The organism is Streptomyces sp. NPDC050085 (genome assembly GCF_044460595.1).
Classification (GTDB): domain Bacteria; phylum Actinomycetota; class Actinomycetes; order Streptomycetales; family Streptomycetaceae; genus Streptomyces.
In genome coordinates, this window is the sequence record NZ_JBITJZ010000005.1 from 492,659 (window position 1) to 511,336 (window position 18,678).

At 70.2% G+C, this 18,678-nt stretch carries 15 protein-coding genes; 13 read left to right on the plus strand and 2 right to left on the minus strand.

The annotated features are described in order from the left end of the window. The first annotated feature begins 29 nt into the window (after nt 1-29). From ACIBUY_RS21885 to ACIBUY_RS21915, 7 genes are all read left to right on the plus strand, one after another. Nucleotides 30-839, plus strand: a complete 810-nt coding sequence (locus tag ACIBUY_RS21885) for an FtsQ-type POTRA domain-containing protein (protein ID WP_365564391.1) — start codon at nt 30-32, stop codon at nt 837-839. 288 nt (nt 840-1,127) lie between these two features. Continuing rightward, nucleotides 1,128-2,351, plus strand: a complete 1,224-nt coding sequence (ftsZ, locus tag ACIBUY_RS21890) for a cell division protein FtsZ (protein ID WP_365564388.1) — start codon at nt 1,128-1,130, stop codon at nt 2,349-2,351. A gap of 31 nt (nt 2,352-2,382) precedes the next feature. Further along, nucleotides 2,383-3,114, plus strand: coding sequence for a peptidoglycan editing factor PgeF (pgeF, locus tag ACIBUY_RS21895; RefSeq protein WP_399153385.1), 732 nt, complete (start codon nt 2,383-2,385; stop codon nt 3,112-3,114). 6 nt (nt 3,115-3,120) lie between these two features. Next, nucleotides 3,121-3,867 (plus strand): YggS family pyridoxal phosphate-dependent enzyme, encoded by a 747-nt coding sequence (locus tag ACIBUY_RS21900; protein ID WP_365564383.1) that lies wholly within the window; start codon nt 3,121-3,123, stop codon nt 3,865-3,867. A 127-nt stretch (nt 3,868-3,994) separates the two neighbouring features. Continuing rightward, nucleotides 3,995-4,636, plus strand: a complete 642-nt coding sequence (locus ACIBUY_RS21905; RefSeq protein WP_365564380.1) for a cell division protein SepF — start codon at nt 3,995-3,997, stop codon at nt 4,634-4,636. Between the two features lie 76 nt (nt 4,637-4,712). Further along, complete coding sequence (locus ACIBUY_RS21910; protein WP_033318070.1) at nt 4,713-4,997, plus strand: YggT family protein; 285 nt, start codon at nt 4,713-4,715, stop codon at nt 4,995-4,997. Between the two features lie 46 nt (nt 4,998-5,043). Further along, entirely contained in the window at nt 5,044-6,183 is a 1,140-nt protein-coding gene (locus ACIBUY_RS21915; RefSeq protein WP_365564377.1) for a DivIVA domain-containing protein, read from the plus strand. Nucleotides 6,184-6,419: 236 nt separating this feature from the next. Here the strand turns inward: ACIBUY_RS21915 and ileS are convergent, their stop codons facing one another. Next, on the minus strand, nt 6,420-9,557 hold the full coding sequence (gene ileS / locus ACIBUY_RS21920; RefSeq protein WP_365564375.1) for an isoleucine--tRNA ligase: 3,138 nt from the start codon (nt 9,555-9,557) through the stop codon (nt 6,420-6,422). Nucleotides 9,558-10,157: 600 nt separating this feature from the next. Between ileS and ACIBUY_RS21925 the strand changes: the two genes are divergently transcribed. The 4 genes from ACIBUY_RS21925 to ACIBUY_RS21940 all read left to right on the plus strand — a co-directional run bounded on the left by ACIBUY_RS21925 (nt 10,158) and on the right by ACIBUY_RS21940 (nt 13,552). Continuing rightward, entirely contained in the window at nt 10,158-11,369 is a 1,212-nt protein-coding gene (locus ACIBUY_RS21925; RefSeq protein ID WP_399153386.1) for a TraR/DksA family transcriptional regulator, read from the plus strand. Between the two features lie 72 nt (nt 11,370-11,441). Further along, nucleotides 11,442-12,059 carry a signal peptidase II gene (gene lspA / locus ACIBUY_RS21930; protein WP_399153387.1) on the plus strand — a complete coding sequence of 206 codons (618 nt, stop codon included), beginning with the start codon at nt 11,442-11,444 and terminating at the stop codon, nt 12,057-12,059. 75 nt (nt 12,060-12,134) lie between these two features. Then, complete coding sequence (locus tag ACIBUY_RS21935) at nt 12,135-13,082, plus strand: RluA family pseudouridine synthase (RefSeq protein ID WP_365564368.1); 948 nt, start codon at nt 12,135-12,137, stop codon at nt 13,080-13,082. Then, entirely contained in the window at nt 13,079-13,552 is a 474-nt protein-coding gene (locus tag ACIBUY_RS21940; RefSeq protein ID WP_399153388.1) for a GNAT family N-acetyltransferase, read from the plus strand. The genes ACIBUY_RS21935 and ACIBUY_RS21940 overlap by 4 nt, the downstream gene beginning before the upstream one ends. 54 nt (nt 13,553-13,606) lie before the next feature. On the opposite strand, the gene ACIBUY_RS21945 is transcribed toward ACIBUY_RS21940, so the two are convergent. Then, nucleotides 13,607-15,904, minus strand: a complete 2,298-nt coding sequence (locus ACIBUY_RS21945) for a glycosyl hydrolase family 95 catalytic domain-containing protein (protein ID WP_399153389.1) — start codon at nt 15,902-15,904, stop codon at nt 13,607-13,609. Between the two features lie 382 nt (nt 15,905-16,286). Here ACIBUY_RS21945 and ACIBUY_RS21950 point away from each other — a divergent pair, with 382 nt between their 5' ends. Both ACIBUY_RS21950 and ACIBUY_RS21955 read left to right on the plus strand, forming a co-directional pair. After that, nucleotides 16,287-17,873, plus strand: coding sequence for a Na+/H+ antiporter (locus tag ACIBUY_RS21950; protein ID WP_365564614.1), 1,587 nt, complete (start codon nt 16,287-16,289; stop codon nt 17,871-17,873). Nucleotides 17,874-17,917: 44 nt separating this feature from the next. Beyond that, nucleotides 17,918-18,667: an SDR family NAD(P)-dependent oxidoreductase gene (locus ACIBUY_RS21955; protein WP_399153390.1), complete on the plus strand. Its 750-nt coding sequence runs from the start codon at nt 17,918-17,920 to the stop codon at nt 18,665-18,667. Nucleotides 18,668-18,678 lie beyond the last annotated feature (11 nt).

Sequence of the window (18,678 nt, forward strand, 5' to 3'; positions counted from 1 at the left end):
GCGCGTACGAGACGAAGGCAGGGGAGCGCGTGGCCGGACCTACCACTGCGGACCGCGGCGAGAGGGAAGACGCCGCCGAGGCAGCCGAGCCGGGCCCGCCCCCGCCCCGCTTCCGGGTGCCGCGCGTACGCACCCTCGTCGTGACCGGAGTGCTGCTCGTCCTGATCGGGGCGGGCGGCACCTGGCTCCTGTACGGATCGCAGTGGCTGCGCCTGGAACGCGTCACGGTGTCCGGTACCGACGTACTGACGCCGGATCAGGTGCACGAGGCCGCCGCCGCACCGGTCGGTGCCCCGATGATTTCCGTCGACACGGATGCCATTGCGGACCGATTGCGGCGGAAATTGCCCCGAATCGACTCGGTTGACGTGGTGCGTTCCTGGCCGCATGGAATCGGGTTGAAAGTGACAGAACGTAAGCCGGTCCTGATTGTCGAAGACGGCGGAAATTCGGGCAAGTTCGTCGAAGTCGACCATGACGGTGTGCGTTTTGCGACGGTCGACAAGGCCCCGAAGGCCGTTCCCCGGCTGGAATTGACGCCGGATCAGACGGGCGCGGCGGCGAGCCTGCGCCGCTTCGGTCCCGACCGGCTGACCCGTGAGGCGGTCCGCGTCGCCGGGCAGCTCCCGAAGGCGGTCGCCCGCGACACCCGTACCGTCAAGGTCCGTTCGTACGACGAGATCTCGCTGGAGCTCACGGGCGGACGCGTCGTCGTATGGGGAAGCGGCGAGAAGGGTGACATGAAGGCGCGCGTCCTCGTGGCCTTGATGAAAGCCGCCCCGAAGGCCCGGCACTTCGACGTGAGTGTTCCCACCGCCCCTGCGTCAGTGGGGAGTTGACGCACATCGGCGCAGGCCAGCACCCTGGTTGGGCAGCGCTACGGCTGATCACATAGGGTGAAAAGAAAAACGGGAGGTTCGGCGTGTTCGTTGAACGGGCGCCACTTGTCGACTTAGTGTCAGGTTCGGAAGAGTCCAGGAAACAGACACACTGGTAACCCTAAACTTCAGCGTTAGGGTTCGGGTCGGCAGTCGACTAGTAGTCCGGACCGTCCCCATTCGACATCAGTCGTCGCATCGGCACAACGCGAGGCGGCGACACGTAACTCGAGGCGAGAGGCCTTCGACGTGGCAGCACCGCAGAACTACCTCGCAGTCATCAAAGTCATCGGTGTCGGCGGCGGTGGTGTCAATGCCATCAACCGGATGATCGAGGTCGGTCTCAAGGGCGTCGAGTTCATCGCCATCAACACCGACGCGCAAGCCCTGTTGATGAGCGACGCGGACGTCAAGCTCGACGTCGGCCGTGAACTCACCCGCGGACTCGGCGCCGGAGCCAATCCGGCAGTCGGCCGCAAGGCGGCCGAGGACCACCGCGAGGAGATCGAGGAGGTCCTCAAGGGGGCCGACATGGTCTTCGTCACCGCCGGCGAAGGTGGCGGCACCGGCACGGGCGGCGCACCCGTCGTCGCCAACATCGCCCGCTCCCTCGGCGCCCTGACGATCGGCGTGGTCACCCGCCCCTTCACCTTCGAGGGACGGCGCCGGGCCAACCAGGCGGAGGACGGCATCGCCGAGCTCCGCGAAGAGGTCGACACCCTCATCGTCATCCCGAACGACCGGCTCCTGTCCATCTCGGACCGCCAGGTCTCCGTCCTCGACGCCTTCAAGTCGGCGGACCAGGTCCTGCTCTCCGGTGTCCAGGGCATCACCGACCTCATCACCACCCCGGGTCTCATCAACCTCGACTTCGCCGACGTCAAGTCCGTGATGTCCGAGGCGGGTTCGGCCCTCATGGGCATCGGCTCGGCCCGCGGCGACGACCGCGCGGTGGCCGCCGCCGAGATGGCGATCTCCTCGCCGCTGCTCGAGGCGTCCATCGACGGCGCCCGCGGTGTGCTGCTCTCCATCTCCGGTGGCTCGGACCTCGGTCTCTTCGAGATCAACGAGGCCGCACAGCTGGTCAGTGAGGCCGCGCACCCCGAGGCGAACATCATCTTCGGTGCCGTCATCGACGACGCCCTGGGCGACGAGGTGCGGGTCACCGTCATCGCCGCCGGGTTCGACGGCGGACAGCCGCCGGCCAAGCGGGAGAACGTCATCAGCTCGTCGTCGGTCAAGCGCGAGGACCCGGCCGCGGCCGCTCGCGCGGCATCGGCCCCCGAGCCCTCGCGCCCGACCTTCGGCAGCCTCGGCAGCGTGACGCCGCGCGAGGAGGCCAGGCCGGAGCCGGCCGAGGCCGCGCCGGCGAACGAGACCCCCGCGGTCCCGGTCACCCCGCCGCAGGTTCCCCGGCCGTCCTACCCGGACAGCCAGGCCGAGGAGCTGGACGTCCCGGACTTCCTGAAGTGACGTTCCTGAGCCCGACGGGGACTTCATCGAAGTGATAGGACAGCGACACAACGTGCGCGGCGCGCACTTCGCCTTCACCGACCGGTGGGGCGGGGTGAGCGCCGCTCCGTATGAGGAGCTCAACCTCGGCGGCGCGGTCGGCGACGACCGCGAAGCCGTGCTGCGCAACCGGGAGTCGGCCGCGCAGGCGCTCGGCTTCCCGGCCGCCCGGGTCGTCTGGATGAACCAGGTGCACGGCCCCGACGTGGCGGTGGTGGACGGCCCTTGGGCCACCGACACCGACATCCCGTCCGTCGACGCGATCGTCACCGCACGGCGCGGGCTTCCCCTCGCCGTGCTCACCGCGGACTGCACTCCCGTCCTGCTCGCCGACCCGGCCGCCGGGGTCGTTGCCGCCGCACACGCGGGACGGCCCGGCATGGTCGCCGGGGTCGTGCCCGCCGCCGTGGAGGCGATGGTGAAGCTCGGCGCACAGCCGGACCGGATCGTGGCCCGCACCGGACCCGCGGTCTGCGGGCGCTGCTACGAAGTGCCGGAGCAGATGCGCGCCGAGGTCGCCGCGGTCGAGCCCGCGGCGTACGCCGAGACCAGTTGGGGCACTCCCGCCGTCGATGTGACCGCCGGTGTGCACGCGCAACTGGAGCGCCTCGGGGTGCGCGACCGGCAGCAGTCGCCGGTGTGCACGCTGGAGTCGCACGACCACTTCTCGTACCGCCGCGACAAGGCCACAGGCCGGCTCGCGGGCTATGTCTGGCTGGACTGATACGACATGACGGACCTTCAGGATCTTCAGGGACGTACGGAAGAACTCGCGTCGAACCTGGCGGCGGTGGAGGAACGTATCTCCGCCGCCTGTGCGTCCGCCGGACGCAAGCGCGAGGACGTGACCCTGATCGTGGTCACCAAGACCTACCCCGCCAGTGACGTACGGATCCTGTCCGGACTCGGGGTGCGGCACGTGGCGGAGAACCGGGACCAGGACGCCGCACCCAAGGCGGCCGCGTGCGCGGATCTGCCCCTCACGTGGCACTTCGTCGGTCAGTTGCAGACCAACAAGGTGCGTTCCGTGGTGAGTTATGCCGATGTGGTGCAGTCCGTGGACCGGGCGAAGCTCGTCACCGCGCTGTCCAAGGATGCCGTACGGGCCGAGCGCGAGCTGGGGTGCCTGATCCAGGTCGCGCTCGACGCGGACGAGGGCGAGGGTGCCGGCCGGGGCGAGCGCGGGGGCGTAGGAGTGGGCGGGGTGGAGGAGTTGGCCGCACGCGTGGCCGAGGCTCCGGGGCTGCGGCTCGACGGGCTGATGACCGTCGCGCCGCTCACCGGGGCCTACGCGGGGCGGCAACAGGCGGCGTTCGAACGGCTCATGGATTTGTCGACTGTCCTGCGCGCGGCCCATCCGGCTGCGAACATGGTCTCGGCAGGGATGAGTTCGGACCTCGAACAGGCCGTGGCGGCCGGAGCGACACATGTGCGCGTCGGTACGGCGGTACTCGGAGTCCGACCCGGGCTCGGGTAACGTCGCCAAGAAGTCGGACCACAGCAGAAAATATGGTCATTCTCGCTGATGGGCGGGGAGATCACGTGGATCGCGGGCACTTTGGTTGACGTCAGCCGATCCACCACAGAGCGGAGGACTCAGAGCAATGGCCGGCGCGATGCGCAAGATGGCGGTCTACCTCGGCCTCGTGGAGGACGATGGGTACGACGGCCGGGGGTTCGACCCCGACGACGACTTCGAACCCGAGCTCGACCCGGAGCCCGAGCGTGACCGGCGGCGGCACGAACCGTCGCATCAGTCACACAACTCCCGCGCGGTAGAAGCGGACGAATCAGTACGAGTAGTACAGCCCCCCGCGCCGCGCGAGCCGGTGCGCCAGGCCGCTTCGCTCCCCGCTGAATCGGGACGTCCAGCGCGAATCGCCCCCGTGGCATCCATCACACCTGAACGTCAGAGCCTGGAGAAGAACGCACCGGTGATCATGCCCAAGGTCGTGTCCGAGCGGGAGCCGTACCGCATCACCACGTTGCACCCCCGGACCTACAACGAGGCCCGTACCATCGGGGAACACTTCCGCGAGGGCACTCCGGTGATCATGAATCTGACGGAGATGGACGACACCGATGCGAAGCGACTTGTCGACTTTGCCGCCGGTCTCGTCTTCGGTCTGCACGGGAGCATCGAGCGGGTGACCCAGAAGGTGTTCCTGTTGTCTCCTGCTAACGTCGATGTCACGGCGGAGGACAAGGCCCGCATCGCAGAGGGCGGGTTCTTCAACCAGAGCTGAGACGCAGCACTAGTTCGACGACTAGCTACTTACTAGTCACGAGGCACGAGACACAGGGGAGAGGGAACCACCGATCATGAGCGTGGTTTTGGATGTGGTCTACATCGCGCTGATGTGTTTCCTCATCGTGCTGATCTTCCGGCTGGTCATGGACTATGTCTTCCAGTTCGCCCGCTCGTGGCAACCCGGCAAGGCGATGGTGGTCGTTCTGGAGGCCACCTACACTGTCACTGATCCACCGCTCAAGCTTCTGCGGCGGTTCATCCCGCCGCTGCGTCTCGGGGGCGTGGCGCTCGACCTGTCCTTCTTCGTACTGATGATCATCGTCTACATCCTGATCTCCGTCGTGAGCCGGCTGTGAACGATACGGTCTTGCCGAATGCCGACGACAACGTTGAGGTGAAGAGATGCCGTTGACCCCCGAGGACGTGCGGAACAAGCAGTTCACGACCGTCCGCCTCCGAGAAGGCTATGACGAGGACGAGGTCGATGCCTTCCTCGATGAGGTCGAAGCCGAACTGACCCGTCTCCTTCGTGAGAACGAGGACCTGCGCGCGAAGCTCGCCGCAGCCACGCGCGCCGCCGCGCAGAACCAGCAGCAGGGCGGCATGCGCAAGGGCCCCGAGGGCCCGGGCGGTCCGCAGGACCAGCAGGGTCCCCCGCAGGGCATGCGCGGACCCGGCGCCCCGGTGCCCGCCGGAATATCGGGCCCGCCGCAGCAGATGGGTGGCCCCATGGGCGGTCCGCCGCAGCTGCCGAGCGGTGCCCCGCAGCTTCCGGCCGGTCCCGGTGGACACGGTCCGCAGGGCGGCCCGCAGGGTCCCGGTCCGATGGGCCAGGGCCCGATGGGTCAGGGTCCGATGGGCGGCCAGCCGCAGCTCGGCGGTCCCATGGGTGGCCCGATGGGCCACGGCGGTCCGCAGATGCCGCAGCCCGGTCAGGGCCCCGGCGGCGACAGCGCCGCCCGTGTCCTCTCGCTGGCCCAGCAGACCGCCGACCAGGCGATCGCCGAGGCCCGCTCCGAGGCCAACAAGATCGTCGGCGAGGCCCGCAGCCGCGCCGAGGGTCTCGAGCGTGACGCCCGTGCCAAGGCCGACGCCCTGGAGCGGGACGCGCAGGAGAAGCACCGCGTCGCGATGGGCTCCCTGGAGTCCGCCCGCGCCACGCTGGAGCGCAAGGTCGAGGACCTGCGCGGCTTCGAGCGCGAGTACCGCACGCGCCTGAAGTCGTACCTGGAGTCGCAGCTGCGCCAGCTGGAGACCCAGGCCGACGACTCGCTGGCCCCGCCGCGTACCCCGGCGACCGCGTCGCTGCCGCCGTCCCCGGCGCCTTCGATGGCTCCGGCCGGTGCGGGTGCCCCGTCCTACGGTGGCAACCAGACCATGGGTGGCAACCAGCAGCAGGGCGGTCCGTCCTACGGCGGCCAGCAGCAGATGTCGCCCGCGATGACCCAGCCGATGGCGCCGGTGCGGCCGCAGGCTCCGCAGCCGATGCAGCAGGCCCCGTCGCCGATGCGCGGGTTCCTCATCGACGAGGACGACAACTAAGCGGCGCCCCGCGCGCCTGAGAAAGGCGTCGGCGTTCATTCAGGCCCTGGCCCGGATCGTTTCTGCGATCCGGGCCAGGGCCTTTTCGCGCCGCTGGGGGCGGGTGTTCAGGTGTGCCCGGGTATGCAACGCCGAAGGGCCGCCCCGCCGGAGATTCCGGCGGGGCGGCCCTTCGATGCTGTGCTGGTGCGGGGCTGTTCTGTCCGCACCCGGCGCTGGTGGGCACAGCGGGACAGCTATGCCTTGCGGAGGCGGAAGACCAGGCTCAGGCCCTCGTCCGTGAACGCGGTGCCGTACGTGTCGTCCGCCTCGCCCTGGGCGAAGTCCGTCGCCAGGACCTCGTCGGCGATCAGGCCGGAGTGCTCGGACAGGGCCGAGATCACCGCCGGGTCCGTCGACGTCCAGCGCAGGGCGATGCGGTCCGCGACGTCCAGGCCGCTGTTCTTGCGCGCCTCCTGGATCAGGCGGATCGCGTCACGGGCCAGGCCCGCCTGACGCAGCTCCTCCGTGAGCTCCAGGTCCAGCGCCACCGTCGCGCCCGAGTCGGACGCCACCGACCAGCCCTCGCGCGGGGTCTCCGTGATGATGACCTCATCGGGGGCGAGGGACACCGTCTCGCCGTCGATCTCCACCGTCGCCGTGCCCTCGCGCAGGGCGAGGGAGAGCGCCGCGGCGTCGGCGGCGGCCACGGCCTTCGCGACGTCCTGGACGCGCTTGCCGAAGCGCTTGCCGAGCGCCCGGAAGTTCGCCTTGGCCGTCGTGTCGACCAGGGAGCCGCCGACCTCGGAGAGCGAGGCCAGGGACGAGACGTTCAGCTCTTCCGTGATCTGCGCGTGCAGTTCGGGGGAGAGCGTCTCGAAGCCCGATGCGGCGACCAGCGCGCGCGAGAGCGGCTGGCGGGTCTTGACGCCCGACTCCGCGCGCGTGGCGCGGCCCAGCTCGACGAGGCGGCGGACCAGGTCCATCTGCGTCGACAGGCTCGGGTCGATCGCCGCGCGGTCGGCCTCGGGCCACGACGACAGGTGCACCGACTCCGGGGCGCCCGGGGTGACCGGGACGACCAGGTCCTGCCAGACCTGCTCCGCGATGAACGGCGTGAGCGGCGCCATCAGTTGAGTGACCGTCACCACCACGTCGTGCAGGGTGCGCAGCGCGGCCTTGTCGCCCTGCCAGAAGCGGCGGCGCGAGCGGCGTACGTACCAGTTGGACAGGTCGTCGACGAACGCCGACAGGAGCTTGCCGGCGCGCTGGGTGTCGTACGCCTCGAGGGACTTGGTGACCTCGTCCGTGAGCTGGTGCAGCTCGGACAGGAGCCAGCGGTCCAGGACGGTGCGGTCGGCCGGGGCCGGATCCGCCTCGCTGGGCGCCCAGTTCGACGTACGGGCGTACAGGGCCTGGAAGGCGACCGTGTTCCAGTACGTGAGGAGCGTCTTGCGGACGACCTCCTGGATCGTGCCGTGGCCGACGCGGCGGGCCGCCCAGGGGGAGCCGCCGGCCGCCATGAACCAGCGCACCGCGTCCGCGCCGTGCCGGTCCATCAGCGGGATCGGGTCAAGCGTGTTGCCGAGGTGCTTGGACATCTTGCGGCCGTCCTCGGCGAGGATGTGGCCCAGGCAGACCACGTTCTCGTACGACGACTTGTCGAAGACCAGGGTGCCGATGGCCATCAGCGTGTAGAACCAGCCGCGGGTCTGGTCGATGGCCTCGGAGATGAACTGCGCGGGGTAGCGGGACTCGAAGAGTTCCTTGTTCTTGTACGGGTAGCCCCACTGCGCGAACGGCATCGAACCCGAGTCGTACCAGGCGTCGATGACCTCGGGCACGCGCGTCGCCGTCGCCGAGCAGCCCTCGTGGGTGCAGGTGAAGGTGACGTCGTCGATGAAGGGGCGGTGCGGGTCGAGAGCCGACTGGTCCGTGCCGGTCAGCTGCGAGAGCTCCTCGCGCGAGCCCACGCACGTGAGGTGGCCCTCTTCGCAGCGCCAGATCGGCAGCGGGGTGCCCCAGTAGCGGTTGCGGGACAGGGCCCAGTCGATGTTGTTGGTCAGCCAGTCGCCGTAGCGGCCGTGCTTGACGGTCTCCGGGAACCAGTTGGTCTTCTCGTTCTCCTGGAGGAGGCGGTCCTTGACCGCGGTGGTGCGGATGTACCAGGACGGCTGCGCGTAGTAGAGCAGCGCCGTGTGGCAGCGCCAGCAGTGCGGGTAGCTGTGCTCGTACGGGAGGTGCTTGAAGAGCAGACCGCGGTCCTTCAGGTCCTCCGTGAGCTTTTCGTCCGCCTTCTTGAAGAAGACGCCGCCGACCATGGGGACTTCGGGGGCGAAGGTGCCGTCGGGCAGGACCGGGTTGACCACCGGCAGGCCGTACGCGCGGCAGACCTTGAGGTCCTCCTCACCGAAGGCGGGGGACTGGTGGACGAGGCCGGTGCCGTCCTCCGTCGTGACGTAGTCCGCGTTCACGACGTAGTGGGCCTCGGCCGGGAACTCGACGAGCTCGAACGGTCGTTGGTACTTCCAGCGCTCCATTTCGGCGCCGGTGAAGGACTCGCCGGTCGTCTCCCAGCCCTCGCCGAGCGCCTTCTCGGCGAGGGGCTCGGCGACGACCAGCTTCTCTTCGCCGTTGGTCGCCACGACGTAGCGGACCTCGGGGTGCGCGGCGACCGCCGTGTTGGACACCAGGGTCCACGGGGTCGTCGTCCAGACCAGGAGCGCGGCCTGGCCCGCCAGCGGACCGGAGGTGAGGGGGAAACGGACATAGACGGAAGGGTCGACGACCGTCTCGTAGCCCTGCGCCAGCTCGTGGTCCGACAGGCCCGTGCCGCAGCGCGGGCACCAGGGGGCGACGCGGTGGTCCTGGACGAGCAGGCCCTTGTTGAAGATCTCCTTCAGCGACCACCAGACGGACTCGACGTACTCCGGGTCCATCGTGCGGTACGCGTCGTCGAGGTCGACCCAGTAGCCCATGCGGGTCGTCAGGTCGGAGAAGGCGTCGGTGTGGCGGGTCACGGACTCGCGGCACTTGGCGTTGAACTCGGCGATGCCGTACGCCTCGATGTCCTTCTTGCCGCTGAAGCCGAGCTCCTTCTCGACCGCGAGCTCCACCGGGAGGCCGTGGCAGTCCCAGCCCGCCTTACGGGCCACGTGGTAGCCGCGCATGGTGCGGAAGCGGGGGAAGACGTCCTTGAAGACGCGGGCCTCGATGTGGTGGGCACCCGGCATGCCGTTCGCCGTGGGCGGGCCCTCGTAGAACACCCACTCGGGGCGTCCCTCGGACTGCTCGAGGCTCTTCGCGAAGATCTTCTGCTCGCGCCAGAAGTCGAGCACCGCGTGCTCGAGGGCGGGCAGGTCGACCTGGGCGGGCACCTGGCGGTACTGCGTCATCAGTCTTCCTCCGGCGGACGTGGTTCTCTCCGTCGGAGGGACGAGAGCACCTGTGCTCCCGCGGTACCACCCTCCTTGGCCCTCCGGTGCGCCGTCTGCTCCGGTGAGCCCCCTCATTGGGGTCGCGATGCCGGTTCTACTGGCCTGTGGCTGTGCCCTGGGCTTTCTTCCGGCGGCTCCGGGGTGATCTTCACGTCGTGCTCGCCTCCGGGCTTCCACCGTCCCCGGATCGCTCTTGGCTGCGTACGCCGCTACTCGGCCCCATCCACGCTTCTCGCTCCGCCCAGTGTACGGCGCCGGGCAAGGGGCGGCCGACCGGTTTTCGCGGGGGCCGCGGTGCCCGGTGGGCGGCGGTGTGCGGTGACCCGAATGGCGATACGGGCGGCGGCCGATCTCGACCGGTCCCGTCCGGCCGCCCCGCTCGGGCGATTACCGGGCGGGGAGCTGGGCACAACGCTTGAAGGTTCGACGGGCGGGGGGCACGGGGTTCCGAAAACGGGGTGGGGAGGGCTGCGCGAGCCGTTGCCGCGGGCCCTGAGTCGATTTATCGTCCCAGCACGATTCGCGAGCAAGATCACAAATTGTGAAGGGGCCGCGGCCATGGTGGCGAAAAAGACCGCCGTTCAGCATTCGGCGTCCAGCAGATCCACGGGCGCGGGTGCCTCCGGCGGGGACGCGAAGGGGGTGGGGGGCAAGAAGAGCACCGAGGGGGCCGGGAAGCCGGTCGGCGGTGCCACGAAGGCAGTCACGAAGGCAGTCACTAAGGCAGTGAAGTCGACGTCCTCGGCGGCGGGCTCGGCTCACTCGGCGCCCGCCGCGGCGCCCAAGAAGACGGCGGCGAAGAGTGCCGCCAAGAGCGCTGCCGCCAAGACCGCGGCTGCTGCGAAGAGCTCCTCGGCCGAGGAGGAAGCGGCGCCGGGCGTTGCCAAGAAGGGCGCCGCTTCCAAGAGCGCGGCTACGAAGAAGAGCGCGGCCAAGAAGGCCGCATCCAAGAGCGTGGCCGCTGGTTCCGGTGGTTCCGGCGGTGCCGGAGAGGCCTCGGGTGCTGCCAAGAAGGCTGCGGCTCGGAAGACCGTCTCCAAGGGCCTGGCCGATGGTTCCGACAGTGCCGAAGAGGCTGCCGGTGGTGTCAAGAAGGCTGCTGCCCGGAAAGCCGTCGCCAGGGACAATGCGGGCGAGGGTGCCGAAGAGGCTGTGGCGGGGAAACGTACGACCAAGAAGGCGGGCGCACGGAGCGCGGAGAAGCCCGCCGGAGGCAAGGGCGCGGTGAAGAAGGCGGTCGCCTCCGCGGCCGAGGGCGCGGCGCAGGCCGCGAAGACGACGGGAGCCACGACAGTGGTTGCGAAGAAGACTCAGGGCACGGCCACGGCGGCGAAGAAGCCCGGCGCGGTTCCCTCGGCGCGAGGTGCTGTGCCCGACGCGCTGGCCGTCAGGCCCGGCGAGGAACCCTGGACTCCGGACGAGGTCGCGGAGGCGCGTGCCGAGCTGCAGAGCGAGGTGTTGCGCCTCGGCAGCGAGATCGCGGCTGCGGAGGAGGGGCTCGCCGGGCTGATGCGCGACTCCGGCGACGGGGCCGGTGACGACGACGCCGACACCGGCACGAAGAACATCACGCGCGAGCACGAGATGGCGCTGGCCGCCAATGCGCGCGAGATGCTGCTGCAGACCGAGCGGGCCCTGGAGCGCCTGGACGCCGGGACGTACGGGCTCTGCGAGAACTGTGGCAACCCCATCGGCAAGGCGCGCATGCAGGCCTTCCCGCGGGCGACCCTCTGCGTGGAGTGCAAGCAGAAGCAGGAGCGCCGTTACTGAACCGAGCACGTGGGGCCGCGCCGGTGTGTCGTACTCTCGTCCTCAGTCAGGTACCTAGGTTGAGGGACTCACGTGGCAGAGGCGGAGCGCATCATCGGTACGCCGGAATCCCCTGAGGCGGGGGCAGCCGAGCCGGAGAAGGCCGACGAGGCCCCGGCTCAGGAGGCCGAGGAGGCCGGCGAGGCCGTCGCCGAGCGGCCCAAGGGCAGGCGGCGCATCGCCGTGCTGTTCGCCGTGGCCGCGCTCGCGTACGCCCTGGACCTGGTCAGCAAGCTGATCGTGGTCGCGAAGCTTGAGCACCGCGATTCCATCCGGATCCTGGGTGACTGGCTGCAGCTCGAGGTGATCCGCAACCCCGGCGCGGCCTGGGGAATCGGCGAGGCCTTCACGATCGTCTTCACGCTGATCGCGGCGGCGGTGATCGTCGTGATCGCGCGGCTCGCGAAGAAGCTCTACAGCACGCCGTGGGCGATCGCGCTCGGGCTGCTGCTGGGCGGTGCGCTCGGCAACCTCACCGACCGGATCTTCCGGGCCCCCGGTGTCTTCGAGGGGGCCGTGGTCGACTTCATCGCGCCGAAGAACTACCCCGTCTTCAACCTGGCGGACTCCGCCATCGTGTGCGGCGGCATCCTGATCGTGCTGCTGTCCTTCCGCGGGATCGACCCGGACGGGACCGTTCACAAGGACTGAGTTCGCAAGGACTGAGCGGCCGCTGCCGCAGGGCTCGTGGTCGGGGCTGTCGGTGCGCTCCTGCATACTCGACGGGTGAGCACGATTCCCGAGATCCGAACCCTGCCCGTGCCCGACGGCCTGGAGGGCGAGCGCGTCGACGCCGCCATCTCCCGCATGTTCGGCTTCTCCCGCACCAAGGCCGCAGAGCTCGCCGCCGCCGGCAAGGTCACGGTCGACGGCTCGGTCGTGGGCAAGTCCGAGCGGGTGCACGGCGGGGCCTGGCTGGAAGTGGAGATGCCGCAGGCGCCCGCTCCCGTCCAGATCGTCGCCGAGCCCGTCGAGGGCATGGAGATCGTGCACGACGACGACGACATCGTGGTCATCGTGAAGCCCGTGGGCGTCGCCGCCCACCCCAGCCCCGGCTGGACGGGTACGACCGTGATCGGCGGGCTCGCCGCCGCCGGGTACCGGATCTCGACGTCCGGTGCCGCCGAGCGGCAGGGCATCGTGCACCGCCTTGATGTGGGCACCTCGGGGCTGATGGTCGTCGCCAAGTCCGAGCGGGCATACACGTCGCTGAAGCGCCAGTTCAAGGAGCGCGTGCCGGACAAGCGCTACCACGCGCTGGTGCAGGGCCACCCCGACCCGATGAGCGGGACGATCGACGCCCCCATCGGGCGGCACCCGAATCATGACTACAAGTGGGCCGTGACGGCGGACGGGAAGCCGTCCGTCACGCACTACGACCTCATCGAGGCCTTCCGGTCCGCCTCCCTGCTGGACATCAAGCTGGAGACGGGGCGTACGCACCAGATCCGTGTGCACATGTCCGCGCACCGGCACCCCTGCGTCGGCGACCTGACGTACGGCGCCGATCCGACGCTCGCCAAGCGGCTCGGAATCACGCGGCAGTGGCTGCACGCGGTGCGGCTCGGGTTCGAGCACCCGGCCGACGGGCAGTGGGTCCAGTTCGAGAGCTCGTACCCGGAGGACCTGCAGACGGCCCTCGACCGGGTCCGTGCGGAGACGGAGCGCGCGTGACTTCCGCCGGGTTCGCGGTGCGGGTGGCCGAGGCCGACGCCGACCGCGAGGCCTGCTTCGCCGTGCGGCGCGAGGTCTTCGTCGTCGAGCAGGGCGTGCCCGAGGACCTCGAGTACGACGAGTACGACGCCGGGGCGGTGCACGTGCTCGCCGTCCGGGACGACGGACTGGCGCTCGGCACCGGGCGGCTGCTGACCGGCGACGCCGCCGCGGTGAAGAACGGCGGCGCCGCGGACGTCGGCGCGCTCGGGCGGTTGGCCGTGGCCAAGGCCGCCCGGGGTCTGGGGGTCGGGGCCGCGCTGGTGCTCGCCATCGAGGACGCCGCGCGGGACCGGGGGCTCTCCGCGGTCGATCTGCATGCCCAGACGCATGCGCTGGGGTTCTACGAGCGGCTTGGGTATGTCGCGTACGGGCCCGAGTTCCCTGACGCCGGGATTCCGCACCGCGCGATGCGGAAGATCCTCGACTGATTCGTCGCGGAGTGCGCGTGCTTCGTGGGTGCTCGCGCCGTTCCCCGCGCCTCTTTAGGGAAGTCCCCACCCAGGCCGGTCACCTAGCGATGGGACGTCTCTGGGGCCTGCGCCGGACGATCCCTTGTTTGTGATCAACGCCGTTGCCCCGCGCGGGAGTTGGATCGTCATGCGGCCGGGGGTCGACTCCCGCCACCGCACAGGCCTGCCCCGCTCGTCCCGTACGGACAGGTCGCCGCGCATCCCGTGCTCCAGCGTCAGCGGTGCCCCCGCCTCGCTGTGCACGCGGATCCAGCGCGTCGCCCCGGCCTCGCGGTCCGCGTCCACCAGGAACGCGCCCTGGGTGCGCAGCGACGCGAACGACGCGTCCGGCCAGCGCGTCGAGACGGACGGGAAGACCTTCAGCACGCCCTCGTGGCTCTGCACCGCCATGTCCAACATTGACTGGGCGGCCGACAGCGGGCTCTCCAGGGCGAAGTTCTTGCCCTCGCGGTACATGGTGTTCGGCGTCATCGCGCAGTCCGCCACGACGCCGAGGTCCGTGAAGAAGGTCAAGAAGTCGAGCGCCCTCTCGGGGTCGTTCATGACCGCGTACATGGACGAGGCCGTCGCGTAGCTGTAGCCGTGCCAGGCCGACTGCATCGAGGTCCAGTGGGCCATGCTGCGCGCCATGACGTCGCGGTCGGCGGGGCGGTCCCAGCTGCGTTCGCGCAGCGGGTACAGCCACAGCAGGTGGGAGTGGTGGCGGTGGGAGTCCGCCAGGGGGACGTCCTTGCCGATCAGCACCCCGTTCGCCGGGTCCTCGGCGTACGGCGTCAGACGCGCCGTGATGTCCCGCCAGAGCGGTTCCTTGGGGTGGCTGGTGCGCAGGATGCGGGCCGTCTCCAGGAGCGTACGGGCGCCCCAGCGGATCAGGGACAGGTCGTACGTGCAGTCGGCGGCGTTCGCGTACTCGGGGGAGCGGGTCTCCAGGAGGTGGAGCTTTCCGTCGGGGCCCTCGTGCAGGAAGTGCGCGTAGAAGTTGATCGCGTTCGTGAGGATCGGGAAGAGGGTGTCCCGCAGGATCGACCGGTCCAGCGAGTGGGCGTAGGACTGCCAGACGTTGTGCATCGCCCAGGTGAGGTTGCCGAAGTTGTCGGAGACGTGGTCGCTGCCGGGGGCACCGACGTCATACGTATCACCTGCCCGCAGTTGCCAGTCCGAGGGGTGCCCGAGGGCGTAGCTCTCGCCGTCGCGGTACGCGGCGGGGACCGAAGTGGGCAGGTTCTTCTCGTACTTGGCGAACGTGCTGGTCACCGAGTCGAGTTCGGGGTGGTTGGAGCCGTGGATCGGGGCCATACCGATCTGGACGTTCAGGTTCCACCAGACCGCGGTCCAGTTGTTGCCCACCTCCGGGAACCACGGGCCCCATTCGGAGATCGTCGGCCCGCCCGCGCGCGTGGAGGCCGCGAGTTTGTAGAGCTGCAGGACGTAGAAGGACTGCAGGCGCTTGTCGGGGACCGAGAGGAAGCTGCGGTGGTAGTAGCGGTGCCACCAGTGGCGGTGGCGGGCGATCTGCTCGTCCGGGTCCGTGGTGAGCGCGCGGTCCACCGCGGCGTGCGCGGCCTCCGTTGTACGTATGACCTCGCCGCTCGCGCTGTACGCGACGTGCGCGGCGAGCAACCTGCCGGTGCCGGCGCGGCGTTCGCGCCAGGCCGTGGTCCAGCCGCCGCCCGCGAGGAGCGGCTGCTGGACGTGGGTGTCGGTGACCGCGGGGTCCGGGTTCGCGGTGTAGTCCTCGGGCTTGCCGGACGTGCGCGTGGTCGCGGCCCGCAGCCACTGGAACGTCCAGGCCGCGGCCTCCTCGCCCTGGCTCGGCCGGGTCGAGACGAGCAGCGTGGACGTGTCGTTGTGGACCAGGGCCGTGAAGGCGAGGCTGCCGCGGGTGGTGGTGACCGTGCCGCGCAGTTCGGCGTCGTAGGGGTCGAGGGTCCAGTCGACGGCCGTGACGTCACCGGCGAGCGTGAGCGTGAAGTGGCCGAGGGGGAGGCGGGAGTAGCCGATGCCGCCGCGCCACTGGCCGCGCTGGTCCTGGACCTCGGTGTGGCTGAGCATCAGCTTGAGGGTGTTCGCCGCGGTGCCCTTGTACAGCTGGGCGCCGAGGCGGCCGTTGGCGAGGAACGGGGCGTCCTGCCAACCGGTCGGCAGGCGGCGCCAGTTCATGGCCGCGGCCCGCGCGGTCCGTTCGTACGGGTCGGGGGCGGGCCCGGACGAGGGGGCGGCCCAGGCCGTGGGGGAGGCCGCGGTCCAGGCGGCGGCCGCCGATCCTGCTGCCGTGGCGGCCAGGAAGTGTCTGCGGGTCAGGCGGGGCATACGGGGTCCTCTCCGGACGGGGCGCAGGCGGAAGGGCGTAGGTGCGAAGGAGGAGCAGGCGTGCAGGAAGGCAGGCGGAAGGTCGGACAGAGGGTCGGACAGTCGGACAGTCGGACAGGGGGGCGGACAGTCGGACAGAGGGGTGGACAGAAGGTGGGTCAGATACGTGGCAGTTGTTCCGGTCCCTGAATCCGTGCACCCCGCATAGTGCCCGCGCCCCGCCCGTACCGGAAGACCTCTCGCGTGACTTCTGGTGTCACAAAAGCCGCAGACATCGGATGGGCTGGAGAGGGCTGAGGGTGGTTTGCCCGGATCTGCGTGGCACTCTTGGGGCTTGAGCTTCCTTGAGCGTCCTTGAATGTCGAGCCTGGTCGGAGCACTCGTGGATCAATTGGCCCTGCTGTTCGTGCTGTTGCTCGGGGCCGTCCTGAGCGTGCCGCTCGGCGACCGGCTCGGGCTGCCCGCGCCGGTGCTCATGACGCTGCTCGGCATCGTCCTCGCCCTGATCAGAGCCGTGCCGAATGTCGACATCCAGCCCGATCTGATCCTGCCGCTGGTGTTGCCGCCGCTGCTCTACGCGGCCGTGCACCGCACGTCGTGGCGGCAGTTCGCGGCCAACAGACGGCCCATCTTCCTGCTGGCCGTCGCCCTCGTCTTCGTCACCACGGCCGCGGTCGCCGTCGTCGCGGGCGCGATCGTGCCGGGCCTGCCGCTCGCCGCCGCCGTCGCGCTCGGCGCGCTCGTGGCGCCGCCCGACCCGGTCGCCGCGACCGCCGTCGCCGGTCAACTCGGGCTTCCCCGGCGCCTGGTGTCGATCCTGGAGGGCGAGGGATTGTTCAACGACGTGACCGCGATCGTGCTCTACCACGTCGCGATCGCCGCCGCCGTCAGCGGCAGCTTCTCGCTGCCGCAGGCCGCGCTGGAACTCGTCCTGTCCGCGGTCGTCGCCGTCGCCGTCGGGGTCGGGCTCGGCTGGGCCGCCAACCGGCTCATGTCCTATCTCGGCGACGCCACGCTCCAGATCGGGCTGACGCTCCTCGTCCCGTACGCCTCCTACGTACTGGCCGAAGAGCTCAAGGGCTCGGGCGTGCTCGCCGTGCTGACCACGGCGATGTTCCTCGCCGAGCGCGCCTTCGACGCGGACGACGTGCTGACGCGGCTGACCGGACGTGCCTTCTGGGACGTGGTCGACACCCTGGTCACCGGGGTCGCGTTCGGGCTCATCGGCCTCGAGGTCCACAACGTCGTACGCACCGCGTCGGGCCGCTGGGGCGAGATGCTCGGCTGGTCGGCGGCGGTCGTGGGGGTCGTCATCGTCGTACGGCTGCTCTGGCTGCTGCCCATGACCTGGGTGACGAAGCGGCTGCACGCGCGCCGCGACCTGGAGGAGGAGATCCCGGTCAGCTGGCGCGAGACCGTCGTCATGTGGTGGTCGGGGATGCGCGGGGTGGCCTCCGTCGCGCTGGCCCTCGCCATCCCGCTCACCACGGAGGACGGCTCGCGCTTCCCCGACCGCGACGAGCTCGTGTTCATCGCCTTCGGGGTCATCATGGCGACCCTCGTGCTGCAGGGGCTCAGCCTGCCGTGGCTGGTGAAGAGGCTGAAGGTGCGCGCCGACACGGAGGCCGAGCAGGAGTACGAGAAGGAGCTCGCGCTGCGTGCCGCGAAGGCCGCGAAGCGGCGCCTCAAGGAGATCGAGGAGGTCGAGGAGCTGCCGGAGGAGGTGCAGGAGCAGCTGGTGCGGCGGGCGTACGACATCGGCCTTCGCATCAACCCCGAGTTGGGGGCGGAGGAGCGGCGCGAGTCCCAGGCGAAACGCTTCGCCCGGATCAAGCGGATCCGGCGCATCCAGGGCGAGATGATGTCGGCCGCGCGGCACGAGGTGCTGGCGGCGAGGAGCGAGCCCGGAGCGGATCCCGAGGTCGTCGACCGGGTGCTGCGGCAGCTGGACGTACGGAGTCTGCGCTAGGCGGGCATGGCCAGGAGCGCGCTTCGCGATCTACGCTCGGGCGCATGACACGCAACGTGGTGATCACCGGTGGCGGTACGGGAATCGGTCTTGCGGCGGCGCGGGCGTTCGCCGCCGAGGGGGATCGGGTGCTGATCCTGGGGCGGCGGGCCGAGGTCCTGGAGAAGGCCGATGTGCCGGGCGCGCTGACGTACGCCGCCGATCTCAGCACGGTCCAAGGGGCGCGCGGCGCCGCCGAGTTCGCACTCGACGCGTTCGGCGGGACGGTCGACGTGCTCGTGCACAGTGCGGGCGGGATCGGCGGGCGGATGGTGGCAGCCGAGGGCGGGGACGATCCGCTGGACGCCGTCGCGCACGATTGGAACGCCAACTTCCGTATGAATACGCTCACTTCGGTGCTGCTCACCGAGGCGCTGCGCGAGCACCTCGCCGCACCCGGCGGCCGGATCCTGTTCCTGTCCTCGATCGCCGCCCTGCGCGGCTCGGGCGGGGGCGGCGCGTACGGGGGCGCCAAGGCGGCCCTGCACCCGTACACCTTCGACCTCGCCAAGGCGCTCGGGCCGCGCGGCATCACCGTGAACGCGGTCGCGCCCGGCTACGTCGAGGACACCGAGTTCTTCGGGCCCGCCATGCCGGAGGAGGAGTACCGGCGCCGGGTCGGTGCCATCCCCACCGGACGGGCCGGCACGCCCGACGACATCGCCGCCACGCTGCTGTGGCTGGCGTCGCCGGGCGGCGGGCACGTCACCGGGCAGATCGTGCAGGTCAACGGGGGAGAGGTGCTCGGGCGATAGGGCCGGTCGGT